At 70.7% G+C, this 13160-nt stretch carries 16 protein-coding genes; 9 read left to right on the plus strand and 7 right to left on the minus strand.

What is annotated here, in order from left to right:
- Positions 1-263 precede the first annotated feature (263 nt).
- Entirely contained in the window at positions 264-530 is a 267-nt protein-coding gene (rpsT, locus tag VGN74_RS13340) for a 30S ribosomal protein S20 (RefSeq protein ID WP_327448990.1), read from the minus strand.
- Positions 531-929: 399 nt separating this feature from the next.
- On the opposite strand from rpsT, the gene VGN74_RS13345 reads away from it, so the two are divergent.
- Both VGN74_RS13345 and VGN74_RS13350 read left to right on the plus strand, forming a co-directional pair.
- Positions 930-1322 (plus strand): BlaI/MecI/CopY family transcriptional regulator, encoded by a 393-nt coding sequence (locus VGN74_RS13345; protein ID WP_327448992.1) that lies wholly within the window; start codon positions 930-932, stop codon positions 1320-1322.
- Positions 1322-3418 (plus strand): M56 family metallopeptidase, encoded by a 2097-nt coding sequence (locus VGN74_RS13350; protein ID WP_327448994.1) that lies wholly within the window; start codon positions 1322-1324, stop codon positions 3416-3418. Before VGN74_RS13345 ends, VGN74_RS13350 begins: the two co-directional genes overlap by 1 nt.
- 92 nt (positions 3419-3510) lie before the next feature.
- On the opposite strand, the gene VGN74_RS13355 is transcribed toward VGN74_RS13350, so the two are convergent.
- Both VGN74_RS13355 and mutM read right to left on the minus strand, forming a co-directional pair.
- Positions 3511-4308 (minus strand): enoyl-CoA hydratase-related protein, encoded by a 798-nt coding sequence (locus VGN74_RS13355; RefSeq protein WP_327448996.1) that lies wholly within the window; start codon positions 4306-4308, stop codon positions 3511-3513.
- A 143-nt stretch (positions 4309-4451) separates the two neighbouring features.
- Entirely contained in the window at positions 4452-5315 is an 864-nt protein-coding gene (gene mutM / locus VGN74_RS13360) for a bifunctional DNA-formamidopyrimidine glycosylase/DNA-(apurinic or apyrimidinic site) lyase (protein ID WP_327448998.1), read from the minus strand.
- Between the two features lie 179 nt (positions 5316-5494).
- Here mutM and typA point away from each other — a divergent pair, with 179 nt between their 5' ends.
- Positions 5495-7315 carry a translational GTPase TypA gene (gene typA, locus VGN74_RS13365; protein ID WP_327449000.1) on the plus strand — a complete coding sequence of 607 codons (1821 nt, stop codon included), beginning with the start codon at positions 5495-5497 and terminating at the stop codon, positions 7313-7315.
- A 34-nt stretch (positions 7316-7349) separates the two neighbouring features.
- Here typA and VGN74_RS13370 read toward each other — a convergent pair whose 3' ends face one another.
- Positions 7350-8306: a serine hydrolase gene (locus VGN74_RS13370; RefSeq protein ID WP_327449002.1), complete on the minus strand. Its 957-nt coding sequence runs from the start codon at positions 8304-8306 to the stop codon at positions 7350-7352.
- 408 nt (positions 8307-8714) lie between these two features.
- Here VGN74_RS13370 and VGN74_RS13375 point away from each other — a divergent pair, with 408 nt between their 5' ends.
- The 6 genes from VGN74_RS13375 to VGN74_RS13400 all read left to right on the plus strand — a co-directional run bounded on the left by VGN74_RS13375 (position 8715) and on the right by VGN74_RS13400 (position 11825).
- The gene (locus VGN74_RS13375) at positions 8715-9191 is read left to right on the plus strand and encodes a superoxide dismutase (RefSeq protein WP_327449004.1); all 477 of its coding nucleotides are present in this window, start codon (positions 8715-8717) and stop codon (positions 9189-9191) included.
- A 153-nt stretch (positions 9192-9344) separates the two neighbouring features.
- Positions 9345-9764: an Hsp20 family protein gene (locus VGN74_RS13380; RefSeq protein WP_327449006.1), complete on the plus strand. Its 420-nt coding sequence runs from the start codon at positions 9345-9347 to the stop codon at positions 9762-9764.
- 64 nt (positions 9765-9828) lie between these two features.
- Positions 9829-10083 (plus strand): DUF1150 family protein, encoded by a 255-nt coding sequence (locus tag VGN74_RS13385; protein ID WP_327449008.1) that lies wholly within the window; start codon positions 9829-9831, stop codon positions 10081-10083.
- A 117-nt stretch (positions 10084-10200) separates the two neighbouring features.
- Positions 10201-10707: a 50S ribosomal protein L21 gene (gene rplU, locus VGN74_RS13390; protein WP_327449010.1), complete on the plus strand. Its 507-nt coding sequence runs from the start codon at positions 10201-10203 to the stop codon at positions 10705-10707.
- Positions 10708-10745: 38 nt separating this feature from the next.
- Positions 10746-11021: a 50S ribosomal protein L27 gene (rpmA, locus tag VGN74_RS13395; RefSeq protein ID WP_327449012.1), complete on the plus strand. Its 276-nt coding sequence runs from the start codon at positions 10746-10748 to the stop codon at positions 11019-11021.
- A gap of 270 nt (positions 11022-11291) precedes the next feature.
- Positions 11292-11825, plus strand: a complete 534-nt coding sequence (locus VGN74_RS13400; protein WP_327449014.1) for a GNAT family N-acetyltransferase — start codon at positions 11292-11294, stop codon at positions 11823-11825.
- 31 nt (positions 11826-11856) lie between these two features.
- On the opposite strand, the gene VGN74_RS13405 is transcribed toward VGN74_RS13400, so the two are convergent.
- From VGN74_RS13405 to VGN74_RS13415, 3 genes are all read right to left on the minus strand, one after another.
- Positions 11857-12045 carry a hypothetical protein gene (locus tag VGN74_RS13405; RefSeq protein WP_327449016.1) on the minus strand — a complete coding sequence of 63 codons (189 nt, stop codon included), beginning with the start codon at positions 12043-12045 and terminating at the stop codon, positions 11857-11859.
- 102 nt (positions 12046-12147) lie between these two features.
- Positions 12148-12603 carry a BA14K family protein gene (locus VGN74_RS13410; protein ID WP_327449018.1) on the minus strand — a complete coding sequence of 152 codons (456 nt, stop codon included), beginning with the start codon at positions 12601-12603 and terminating at the stop codon, positions 12148-12150.
- 38 nt (positions 12604-12641) lie between these two features.
- Positions 12642-13160, minus strand: coding sequence for a hypothetical protein (locus VGN74_RS13415; RefSeq protein WP_327449020.1), 519 nt, complete (start codon positions 13158-13160; stop codon positions 12642-12644).

Consider the following 13160-nt stretch of genomic DNA (forward strand, 5'->3'; position numbering starts at 1 on the left):
TGCGTTGGGAGGCCAAATCTACGCTCGCTTAAGGGAGCGTCAACGGCGATTCGATTCGGAATTCCGACTCTTTTCGATTGACTCGGCTAACCGCTGTTCACGTCTCGGAAAATGAAATTTTCGCCGGTTCGGCGAACGATGATCAGACGCAGATCAGTTAGCCGCACACGGCAAAACGGCGAAGCAGGAGACCCCGCTTCGCCGTTGAAATCGCTACGCTTTCACGTGACGGCGCGATGACGCGCCGATTTCTGCGCCCGGTGTCAGGCGGCCAGCTTCTTGAGCTGGGCGGCGAGGCGCGACACTTTGCGCGACCCGGTATTCTTGTGCACCACACCCTTGGAGACGGCGCGCATCAGCTCCGACTGGGCGGTGATGAAGGCGGCCTTCGCGGCCTCGACGTCGCCGCCGGTGACGGCTTCCTGGAAGCGGCGCAGATAGGTGCGCACCCGGGTGCGACGCGCCTTGTTCACTTCGGTCCGCGCCGCGATCTTGCGAACGGCTTTGCGGGCGCCGGGGTTGTTGGCCATGGATCAAACCTGTCGATGCGAAACGCCGCGGGCAGGCCGCCCACGGCGCGGAAATCTCAAGAGCGCGGGCCTATAGCGGAAAGGTCCGGAGGTGGCAAGCGGAGGGGGAGCGGTCGCCTCCCTATGCCATGGAGGGACGGCGCGGGGCGCAGCGCCCTGGCCAAGGGCCACACAGTAGCGCGCCTGTCCCGGCCCCTCCACCGCTTCGCGGTCCCCCCCCCCCCACGGGCGTGGGGAGGAAAGGCGCCTCTCCTCCCCATGCAATGGGGAGGTGGATCGCCGGCGCAGCCGGCGAGACGGAGGGGCGATCCAGCGGGGCGCGAAGCCGTGCCTTGACAGGCGGCGCGACAAATGTCGTCAATGGGTGACGAATGAAGCGAATGCGCGAGGTTTGACGTCATGGCCGATCCCGCCCCTCCCAGCGACGCCGAGCTGGATGTTCTGAAGTGCTTCTGGCGGGACGGGCCGCTGTCCGCCCGCGAGGTGCAGGACCGCATCCGCAACCGACTGGACTGGACGCCATCGACCACCCGCACCGTGCTGGAGCGGATGCGCGCCAAGGGACTGCTGTCGCGGCGCGCAGTGCACGGCGTGGCGGTCTACGCCGCCGCCCAGCCCAAGGTGGCGGTGATCGGCGGGCTGATGAAGCGGCTGTCGGAGCTGCTGGACCTGGATGGCCCTCTGCCGGCGGCGGCCTTCTCCGGCAGCCAGATCCTCGACGCCGAGGATATTGCGGCGCTTGAGGCGGTGCTGGCCGCCGACGGGACGTCGCCGGACGGGGAGGGCGCCTGATGTCGGCCGCGGCCCTCCTGCTCCTTTCTCTGGGCCTGTCGGTCGGCGTCGCCGCCCTGGCGCTCGCCGCCGGCGCGGCCCTCGACCGCAGCGTCGCCGAGGCCAGGCTGCGCGATCGCGTCTGGGCGGTCCTGTTGTGGCTGCCGCTGGCGCCGCCGGCGACGGCCAGCCTCGCGCTCTTGGCGCTGCCGCGACGGGTGATCGAGACGCCGGCCCTCGCCGGCCCCCCTGTTGCGGTCGCCGTCAGTTCCGAACCGGCGGCTCCGATGGCCGCGCCGGCCCTGTCATCCGGTCCCGGGTCGGAGCTGCTGGTCCCCGTACTGACGGTGCTGCTGCTCGGCGTGACGGCGCTCGCCCTGGGACGGCTCGCTCTCCGCATGCGCCGGCTGGCGCGCCTGACGGCATCGGCGCACGAAGCGCCCGAACCCCTCCGCGCCGAGGTGGCCGCGGCCGCCCGGGCGCTCGGCGCCCCCACCCCGCGCGTCCGCCTGAGCCCCGAAACGCCCGAGCCCCTGCTGACCGGCCTGCGGCGGCCGCGCCTGATCCTGCCCGAAGGCTTCCGTCCCGACCGGCCCGAGGCGGCGGCCGTGCTGAGCCATGAACTGGCCCATCTGCGCCGTGGCGACCACCGCGCCGTGTGGCTTGAGGAGGGTCTGAGCGTGCTGCTCGCCTTCAATCCGCTCGTGCCCGTGATCCGCGCCCGGCGCGCCGCTGTCCGCGAGGAGGCGTGCGACGCCCTCGCCCTGGCCGGGGCCCCGCCGGATCTTCGTCGCGCCTACGCCCGGAGTCTGCTCGAGGCCCTGCGCGCCCGCACCACCCCCGTCGCGTCCCTGCCTGCCCTGACGTTCACTGGAACTCCAGGGAGCCAAGCCATGCGTCGCCTGCAAGCCATCGTCTCCCCGCCGCCCGCCGCCCGTCGCCGGCTTCGGATCGCCGCCGCCGGCGCCCTCTCCGGCCTCGCGGTTGTGGCCGTCAGCGCCGGTGTCGGCCTCGCCCACGGCCGCGCTCCCGTGGTCGTTGCGCCTTCAACGCCGCAGACCGGGGGCGCAGACTGGACCCGCCGCTACACCGAGGCCGACGCCCGCGCCTTCCAGCTCTATTGCGCCGCCCCGGCCGGCAACCCCGACCGCATGTTTGGCTGCGACGCCAATCTGTGGATGGCGGCCGAGCGCGAGCAGCGGGCCCCGACCGGCGCCTTCTGCCCGCCCGCCGCCGACGAGGCCGGGCTGGCGCGTATCGCCGGTGAGGGCCGCCCCCATGTCCTGGCCGCCGGCCGTGTGTCCGGCTCCGCCGGCGACGCCGCCCGTCAGGCTCTCATCGCCGCCTTCCCCTGCGCCGGCCCGTCGCGCGCGCCGGACGCCGGGCGACTGACGGCGCGGAGCGCGGCGCTCACTGCAGAGTGGGAGGCCGCCCGCGGGGCCGACAGCGCCGCCGAGGAGGGGGAACGGAGAGCGCAGCGGCCGTGGAGCGTATCTGACGTGCGTGCCAATTGCTTTGGAGGGCGTCTGGAGATAGCGACCTGCACGGGATTCATCTTCGGCGTGACCATCCGCGAGTCTGAACGTCCGCAAGCCGACCGTGCTTTCTGTGCGCCTGAAGGTGAGACTCTGCCTCGCGATTACCCGGACAGGGTGCGGGCCGCCATGTCGGATATTGCTCCGGCCTCGAGAACAGAGTCTGCCCACGCCTATGTCAGCCGGGCCATCGCCCGCGCCTACCCCTGCCCGGCGCAGGCGGCGGCTGGGGCCGGGACGTCGATCGAGGTGAGCCTGCGTGTTGAGTATCCAGCGGGCTATAGCCCGGCCCAAGGGCATCGGCTTGAGCTATCCTTCGTTCGGCCTGACGAGGCGCCACTCGGCCGGAGCGTTGCCTTCGACCTGAATAATGGCCTCCCGCCTGAGGTCCGGGTCGATCTCGATGCCGACTTCTTCCACAATCGCGTAGCGCCTAATCTGTCCGCCCGCATCGTCGCTGGCGACGGCCGCGTGATCGCCCTGCAGGAGGGGCGGCAGCGCCCGATGATCGTCCGCGGCAACCGGGCGCAGGCGTTCGGCGTGGTCGCCCTGACCTCCGCCGACGCGAGCTCGCCGGCGTAAAGCTGCGGCCCGCCTGACGTCTTGCGCCGGCCCACGCCCCTCCACCGCTTCGCGGTCCCCCTCCCCACTGACGTGGGGAGGAAAGGCGCCTTCTACCGCCCGGTGAACGCCGGCTTCCGCTTCTCGACGAAGGCCGCCATGCCTTCCTTCTGGTCGGCGAAGGCGAACAGGGAGTGGAACAGGCGGCGTTCGAACTGGACGCCCTGGGTCAGGGTGGTCTCCAGCGCGGCGTTGACCATCTCCTTGTTGGCCATGACCGCCAGCGGGCTCTGGGCGGCGATGCGGGCGGCGATCTTGCGGACCTCGTCCAGCAGCTGGTCATGCGGCACGACGCGGCTGGCCAGCCCGGCGCGCTCGGCCTCGGCGGCGTCCATCATGCGGGCGGTCAGGACCATGTCCATGGCCTTCGACTTGCCGACGAGACGCGTGAGCCGCTGGCTGCCGCCGATGCCGGGGGCGACGCCGAGGTTGATCTCCGGCTGGCCGAACTTGGCCTTGTCCGAGGCGATGATGAAGTCGCACAGCATGGCCAGCTCGCAGCCGCCGCCCAGCGCAAAGCCGTTGACCGCGGCGATGATCGGCTTGCGGAAGCGGGTGATGCGGTCGTGGCCCAGGGCGAAGAAGTTGCCCCGGTACATGTCGGCATAGGACTGGTCCGCCATCTCCTTGATGTCGGCGCCGGCGGCGAAGGCCTTGTCGCCCGCGCCGGTCAGGATCAGGCAGCGCACGCTGTCGTCCTGCTCGACCGCGTCGAGGAAGGCGGCCAGGTCCGCGAACAGGGCCGAGTTCAGCGCGTTCAGCGCCTCGGGCCGGTTCAGGGTGACGACCGCATAGCCGTCGGCGTGCCGCTCGATCAGCAGGGTGGCGTAGGTGTCGGGGGTCTCGGACATGGGGGCTCCTCGGGCGGTGGCGAGTGACGAGTGGCGAGTGGCGAGTGGCGAGTGATTAGTGATTAGTGATTGGCGCGCACACGCCGGAACTGATCATCACCTAGCCACTCGTCACTCGCCACTCGCCACTAATAACTCGCCACTCAACGCCGCTGACAGGCGGGACAGTAGAAGGTCGAGCGCCCGCCCTGGACGAGGCGGCGGATGACCGGGTGGGCGGGGTCGGCGCGGCAGGGCTGCGCCTCGCGGCCGTAGACGTCGAAGCTGTGCTGGAAATAGCCCTGTCCGCCTTCGGCGTTGGCGAAGTCGCGCAGGGTCGAGCCGCCGGCGATGATGGCCTCGCCCAGCACGTCCCGTATGGCCACCGTCAGCGCCTCCAGCCGCGGCCGCGAGACCTTGCCGGCGGCCAGGGTGGGCGAGATGCGGGCGCGCCACAGGGCCTCGCACACATAGATATTGCCCAGCCCGGCGACGATGCGCTGGTCCAGCAGCGATACCTTGATGTTCTGGGCCTTGCCGCGGAAGGCCTCCGCCAGATGGGCGGCGGAGAAGCCGTTGCCGAGCGGCTCGGGGCCGAGGCCGGCGAACCAGGGGTGGGTCTCGACGGCCTCGTCGGGGATCAGCCCCATGAAGCCGAAGCGCCGGGCGTCGGCATAGCCGACCCGGGTGGCGGCCCTGTCGCGGCGGGCGGTCAGGCTGACATGCTCATGCGGCCCGGCGATGGGGGCGGGGGTCTCGAACTCGCCCAGCTGGCCGCCGTCCAGCGTGAAGCGGCCGGTCATGCCCAGGTGGGTGATCCAGGTCTCGCCGGTCGACAGGGGCATCAGCAGATACTTGGCGCGGCGGCGCACCGACAGCACGGTCGCCCCGTCCAGCCGGGCGGCGAAGCGCTCGGGGAAGGGAAAGCGCAGGTCCGGCCGGTTCTGGCGCACCGCCTCGAGGCGCGCGCCCGTCAGCACCGGCTCCAGGCCGCGTCGGACCGTCTCGACCTCGGGAAGTTCAGGCATGACCGGCGGGGCTGTAGCGCGGCCGGGCGCGGCCGGGAAGCGGGACCGGCTGCCGCGCCGCTGGCCTTTTGCGGCGCCGCCCTGTATGAGGCGCGCGCTTCCGATCCGTCCCTCCCTCCCCGAAAGACCCCGCGCCCGCCGCCGCCGGCCAGACCCGGCGGGGCCCGCCAGAGCTTGTGATGAACCTCAGAAATATCGCCATCATCGCCCACGTCGACCACGGCAAGACCACGCTGGTGGACCAGCTGCTGGCCCAGTCCGGCGTGTTCCGCGCCAACGAGGCGACCGTCGAACGCGCCATGGACTCCAATGACCAGGAGCGTGAGCGCGGCATCACCATCCTGGCCAAGTGCACCTCGGTGGTCTGGAAGGACACCCGCATCAACATCATCGACACGCCCGGCCACGCCGACTTCGGCGGCGAGGTGGAGCGGATCCTCGGCATGGTCGACGGCTGCGTGCTGCTGGTCGACGCCGAGGAAGGGGTCATGCCCCAGACCAAGTTCGTGCTGACCAAGGCCCTGAAGATGGGCCTGAACCCGATCCTCTGCATCAACAAGGTCGATCGCGCCCACGCCGATCCGGACCGGGTGCACCTGGAGACGATCGACCTGTTCTCGGCGATCGGCGCCTCGCCCGAGCAGCTGGACTTCCCGCACATCTACGCCTCGGGCCGCAACGGCTGGGCGACGATGGATATCAACCAGCCGTCCGACAATCTGGGCCCGCTGTTCGACCTGATCGTGCAGCACGTGCCGGCGCCGAAGCAGCAGCAGCGCGCCGCCGAGCCGTTCCAGATGCTCAACGTGCTGATCGAGTCCGACCCGTTCCTCGGCCGCCTGCTGACCGGCCGGATCGAGAGCGGCAAGGCGGTTCCGGGCATGGCCATCAAGGCGCTGGACCGCGACGGCAAGCAGATCGAGCAGGGCCGCATCACCAAGGTGCTGGCCTTCCGCGGCCTGAAGCGCCAGCCCGTGGACGAGGGCGCCGAGGCCGGCGACATCGTCGCCATCGCCGGCATGTCCAAGGCCACCGTGGCCGACACCCTGTGCGCGCTGGACGTCACCGACGCCCTGCCGGCCCAGCCCATCGACCCGCCGACCATCTCCATGACCGTCGGCGTCAACGACAGCCCGCTGGCCGGGCGCGAGGGCGACAAGGTGCAGAGCCGCGTGATCCGCGACCGCCTGCTCAAGGAAGCCGAGGCCAACGTCGCCATCCGCATCACCGAGACTCCGGGCGCCGACGCCTATGAGGTGGCCGGCCGCGGCGAACTGCAGCTGGGCGTGCTGATCGAGAACATGCGCCGCGAGGGCTTCGAGCTGTCGATCAGCCGGCCGCGCGTGGTCTACCAGACCGGCGAGAACGGCGAGCGGCTGGAGCCGATCGAGGACGTGGTCATCGACGTCGACGACGAGTTCACCGGCGTGGTCATCGAGAAGCTGTCGATGCGCAAGGCCGAGCTCAAGGACATGGGCCCGTCGGGCGCCGGCAAGACCCGCATCCAGCTGGCCTGCCCGTCGCGGGCGCTGATCGGCTACCAGGGCGAGTTCCTGACCGACACCCGCGGCTCCGGCGTGCTGAACCGCGTGTTCAGCCACTACGAGCCGCACAAGGGGGCCATCGAGGGCCGCCTGAAGGGCGTGCTGGTGTCCAACTCGGACGGCGAGACGGCGGCCTACGCCCTGTGGAACCTGGAGGAGCGCGGCGTCATGTTCGTCGGCGCCGGCGAGAAGACCTACCAGGGCATGATCATCGGCGAGAACAGCCGTTCGGACGACCTCGACGTCAATCCGATCAAGGGCAAGCAGCTGACCAACGTCCGCGCCTCGGGCAAGGACGAGGCGGTGCGCCTGACCCCGCCGAAGCGCATGAGCCTCGAACAGGCCATCGCCTACATCGAGAGCGACGAGCTGGTCGAGGTGACGCCCAAGTCGATCCGCCTGCGCAAACTCGTGCTCAACCCCAGCTTCCGCAAGAAGCGGATGAAGGAAGACTGACGCGACGACCGGAGCCGGCGATCCGGCCCCCTGCTCAGCCCCGGACTTGCGAGGGCAGGGGCCGGATCGTCGCGACGATCTGGCGGAACAGGTCGTTGCTGCGCCCCTGATCCGGCCGGCCATAGTTGCCCGCGGTGATGGCCACGATCAGGTCGAGCGCCGGGACCGCGAACAGGCGCTGGCCGCCATTGCCGAAGCCGGCCACATAGGGGTGGCTGAGCGGTCCGGCGTCGACCGCGCCACACCACCACTGATAACCGTAGCCGAGACCGTCACCGGTTTCGATGGACGGTGTCGTTGAGGCGGCGATCCACGCCGACGGCACGATCTGACGGCCGCCGTATCGCCCCTCGGTCAGCAGCAGCTGGCCAATCCTGACCATATCGCGCGGCGTCAGCCTCAGACCAGCGAAGGCCAGCGGCCGGCCGCGATAGTCGTTGACCCACTCCCAGTCGACGATGCCGAGCGGCCCGAACAGGACGTCGTCAGCCCATGCCGGCAAGGACGAGCCTGTGAACCGGACCAGCAGATCCGCCAGCACGGCCGTGTTGCCGCCGGAGTAGGTGAACCGGCTGCCCGGCTCGGACACGAGGGGCCGGTCGAAGGTGTGCCGGACCTGCGAGCTTCGCCAGAACAGCGCGGTTTCCGGGTTCGACAGGGCCCCGTAGTCCTCCTCGTTCCAGTCGAGCCCCGCCGACATGGTCAGCAGGTGGCGGAGGGTGATCCGTTCGCGTCCGTCACGCGCCAGGGCGGCGTGGGCGGGATAGAGCGACAGGACCGGGGTCTCGAGCGGCGGCGTCAGTCCCCGGCCGTCCGCGATGCCCCAGAGCAACGACACCACCGACTTGGTGATTGACCGGATGTCGTGGAGCCGGCACGGCGAGAACGTCGTCCCGGTGGTGCGTCGGCCGACAATCTCGTCCCGCCCGGTGCGGTAGCGTTCGGCGATCAGCCGGTCCGCCTTCCACACCGCGAGGCCATGGAAGTTCACCGGACTGGATGTGAAACCGGCGAGAGAGGCGGCAAGAGCGGCGCGATCGAAGTCCGGGTCAATGGAGTCCCCGGCGGGCGCGCATGGGTTGTCGGGTGGCGGGGCGTCCGGCCTCACTGACGCGGGGGCGCACCCTGCGGCCCCCAGGGCGAGGGCCCCGACCACAAGGCCGCGTCTTGAGTGGTCCTGGCTCATCCGCCGTGTCCCGTTTCCCGCAGCTTCGTCATGGCCGCTCAGGCGGGTCAACCGGCGTTCCGCCGGCCCGCCCGAAACCCGACCGAATCCCGGCGGGATTCGGCCGATCCGGGCGTAGGCGGGGTCATTTCGGGGCGACTGAAACGATCCGAAACGGGGCGTGTTTGTTCGGCAGCGGGCGCTTCGGCCCGCGTCAGACAGGGACGCCTTCCCATGACCCGTTCGATGCTTCTCGGCGGCGCCGCGCTGGCGCTGGCCGTCTCCGCCCCGGCCCTGGCCCAGGACGCCCGGGACCCGATGACCCCGGCGCCCGCAGCCGAGGCGCAGGCCCAACAGACCCTGACCCTGCAGCCGGGCGCCCGGGTGCTGGGCTCTGACGGCGCGCCGCTGGGCACGCTCGAGGGCGTGCGCACCGATGAGGCCGGCGCGCAGCAACTGACCGTCCGCGGCGCGGATGGCCAGATTCGCGGGGTTCCCGTGAACGGCATCGCCCAGCAGGGCGCTGACATCAGCGTCGGCCTGAGCTCGTCGGAGTTCGGCTCGGCCGAGATCATCGCCGAGGGCGACGGCGAGGCCGCCGCCCCGCAGTCGTCCACGCCTCCGACCCTGCCGGCCGAGCCGGCGGACCCGGTCCAGCCGGACAGCCAGGACGATCCTGCAGCCCCGGCGGCCGACCAGCCGCAAGCCTGATCCCCGCACGCCGGGGTGATGAGGGCCGTCTCCCTACGGAGGCGGCCCTTCGTCTTGACCGGGCGGCGACGGCTTCCCACCTCGGGACGGTCGACGGTCTCGCCGCCAGGGGGGCCGGGCCGACGCCTTGAGCCGCTTCCGGGGGCCCACGCCATGAGCAATCGCAGCCTGATCCTCGACAGCCCTTTCCTGCTGGGCTTCGACCATACCCGCGCCCTGATCGACCGCGCCGCCAAGGCCGCGGCCGAGGGCTATCCGCCCTACAATGTCGAGCAGCTGGACGCGCACCGGGTGCGCATCAGCCTCGCGGTGGCCGGCTTCACGCCGGCGGACCTGAACATCACCCTTGAGGGGCGGCAGCTGACGATTGCGGGCAAGCGTGAGGACGCCGCTGACGGAGGGCAGGCCTTCCTGCACCGGGGCATCGCGGCGCGTGGCTTTACCCGGGCCTTCGTGCTGGCTGACGGCATGGAAGTCGAGGCGGCGCGGCTGGAGCACGGGCTGCTCCACGTCGAGCTGCGCCGCCCTGAGGAAAGCCGGGCGGTGCGGACCATTCCCATCCAGGCGGGGTGACGGGGCGCCGGGGGGCGAACCGCCCGGGGGTCCCGGGCGTTGTCACCATCAAGGAGGCGATCGCATGACGCCGATCATCAGCAAACAGGATCTGGCCGGTCTCGGCGCGCCCGATCTGGTCTATGTCCGCGAGGTGCGGGCCCGCGAGGTGCTGGGGGCCGAAACGGTCACCCATGTGCGCGGGCTCGATATTGATCCGGACCAGATGCTCTATGCCGTGCACGCGGCCGACGGCGAACGTCTGGCGGTGCTCATCGATCGCGATGCCGCCTTCGCTGCGGCCATGGCTCACGAACTGGCCCCTGTGTCGGTGCACTGAGGCTGAAACGACCTGTTTCGCGTTGACTCGCGGCCGACCATCCGTATATGTCGCCGCTCTTCGCCCGCGGGGTCACCCGGCGGGCGTCTCTCTTTTGCGTTCAGCCGAGGCTATCAGATGTACGCGGTGATCAAGACCGGCGGCAAGCAGTACCGGGTCCAACCGGGCGACACGATCGTGGTCGAGAAGATCGACGCCGAGCCCGGCGCGAACGTCTCGTTCGGCGAAGTGCTGATGCTGGGCGGCGACAAGGGTGTCACCGTCGGCGCGCCGATGGTCGACGGCGCGACCGTCGCGGCCACGCTGATCGAAACCCGCAAGGGTGAGAAGGTGAAGATCTTCAAGAAGATCCGTCGCCAGGGCTACCGCCGTACGCGCGGCCATCGCCAGCTTGAGTCGGTCCTGCGCATCACCGGCATCGAAGGCGCCGGCGAGAAGGCCAGGTGGGACGGCGAAGTGACCCTGATCACCAAGGCCGAAATCGACGCCCGCGCCCGCGGCCTGGCTCCGCGTGTCGAGGCTCCGGTCGAGGCCGCTCCGGCCAAGAAGGCGCCCGCGAAGAAGGCTCCGGCCAAGAAGGCCGCCGCCAAGACCGAAACCGTCGCCGCTGGCGACGAAGCTTAATCCAGACGCCCGTAGCGTAGAGATCCAGGAGCACACCCATGGCTCACAAAAAGTCCGGCGGTTCGTCGCGCAACGGTCGCGATTCCGAGTCCAAGCGCCTTGGCGTGAAGAAGTTCGGCGGCGAGAAGGTCCTCGCCGGCAACATCCTCGTGCGTCAGCGCGGCACCAAGTTCCACCCGGGTGACAACGTCGGCCTTGGCCGCGATCACACCCTGTTCGCCCTCATCCAGGGCGCGGTGAAATTCACCACCAAGCGCGGCGGCCGTTGTTACGTGTCCGTCCAGGCGACCCCGGAGGCCGCCCCCGCCGAATAAGGCCGGGTCCCTCCGAACTCCGGGTCGCGGCGCACAGGCCTCGATCCGGACCAAGGGAAATTTTCCGCGGGGAGTCCGGATCACCGGGCTCCCCGTTCGCGTTTCCCCGCCTCGAAAGTCGACCCGAGCCCTTGAGTCTCGAAGGATGGTCGGCGGCGGCGCCTCATGGCCCGGAGTGTGACGATCCGTCGACCATTCCGTCGTGAGGACGCCAACAAATCAGGTCACACGCCTCCCCGGGGAGCGTCTGGCCGGAAGGGCGTTGGAGACATGTGCGTCATCGAGACCTCACCGGTGATCGAGACCCGGCGGCTGGCGCTGCGTGCGCCGCAGCCGCAGGACGTGCCGCGGCTCGCGGCCATGGCGGACGACTATGACATCGCGCGCATGACCTGCCGCATGCCGCACCCGTTCGGCCGGCGCGACGCCGAGCGATTCGTCGTCGATGTGGCGGCCCAGGATCCGCGGCGCGGCCAGACCTTCCTGATCGAGCACGAGCGGCTCGGGCCTGTGGGCGTGGTCGGGGTGTTCATGGCCGACGACCCGTGCCCGGAGGTCGGCTACTGGGTCGGCCGCGACTTCTGGGGTCGGGGCATCGCCACCGAGGCGCTGGAGGGCGTGCTGGCCTGGACCCGGGGCCGCTGGCGGCGGCGCGCGGCGGTCGCCGGCCACTTCGCCGACAATCCCGCGTCCGGCCGCGTGCTCGAGAAGGCGGGTTTCCTCTACACGGGCGAACGCCGCCAGCGGTTCAGCCTGTCGCGGGGCGCGCCGGTCGAGACGCGTATGATGAGCTGGCTGGCCTGAACGGGTGAGCCTGAGCGAGGCTGGTGGGGGACTAGATGACCCCCGCCACCATCAGCGCTACGGCGGTGCCGCCGAGGCCGGCGAGGGCCCCGAACAGGACGGCCGACGCCCACAGGCGGCGCGCGCGGCGGCGATGCCGTCCGCTGGGGCGCACGCCACGGATCAGCACATAGGGGGCGCGGTCAAAGGCCTCGGAGCCGGTGATGTTGTGCCGGGACATGAAACGCTCGTGAACTGACGCGTCGCCCGAAACGCGGCGACCGTCTCCGAGGTTCACACCGGCGATGGCCAAACGATGGCGATCAGCGCTCGCCCGACGGCGTCAGCCGCAGAACACCTGCCGCCCGTCATAGGTGCGGTAGTAGCCGCTGCGCGGGTCATAGGAGCGATAGGTCGCACGGCACCAGGCGATGCGGTCGCCGTGGCGGCCTGCGGCGGCGTAACCTTGGCCCGGATAGACCAGGTCCGGTCGACCCCAGGCGCCGGGATAGACGTCGGGGGCGTCCGGGCGATGATAGGTCCGCGCGTGGCCATAGCCGTAGCCATAGGCGTGTCCGCCATGGGCGCGGCTGCTGAAGCGGCGTTGATCGCGCCAGCCAGCGTCGCAGTCGCGCCGGTTCGCATCCCAGTAGGCGTCGCAGCGATAGTCGCCCGGGCGATCGTACTGGCTGACCCAGCCGCCCTGGCTGGTGTGGACGCGACTCTGGGCGTCGGCGGGGGCGGCGAAGGCGGCCGCAGCGGTGACCGTGACGGTCAGGACGACGAGACGCTGGAACACCGGAACCTCCCTTGCCGTCGACCGCGGTCGCGGTCGCCCTAGAGTGTGACCTGAATCGTGCGTCCGCCCGAGACCTGGATGCGGCGCATCAGCACCACCCGGTCCTCGCCGCCCTCGGCGGCGACCGGGGCGATAAGGAACCAGGCCCCGTCCGGCAGCCCCTCGATGCGGAAACGGCCTTCGCTGCAGACGCCCGGGCGGACGAACGAGCGGTAGTCGGCGTTGGGGTCCGGCACGGTGCGGGCGCGCACCACCGATTCCGGCAGCGCCGCCCGGTCGGTCGAGCCGTACAGGGCCTGGAAGCGGGCGCGGGTGTACGGGGTCACCGGCGTCAGGGCCACCGAGCCGGTGCAGGCATAGGCCCGACCGTTCTGCCGGAAGGTGATGCGTCCCTCGACCGCCCCGCTGCCGGCAGCGCTCGACCACGCGAAATCGGCGGTGCTGAAGGCTGTCGACGCAAGGGCGGGCGCAGGGCCGCTGGACGGGGCGGTGGCGCAGGCGGCGAGCCCGGCGACGGCGGCGGCGATCAGGAGCGGACGAACGAGACGCGACGACAT

The organism is Brevundimonas sp., from assembly GCF_035998205.1.
In the GTDB taxonomy this organism is placed as follows: Bacteria; Pseudomonadota; Alphaproteobacteria; order Caulobacterales; family Caulobacteraceae; genus Brevundimonas.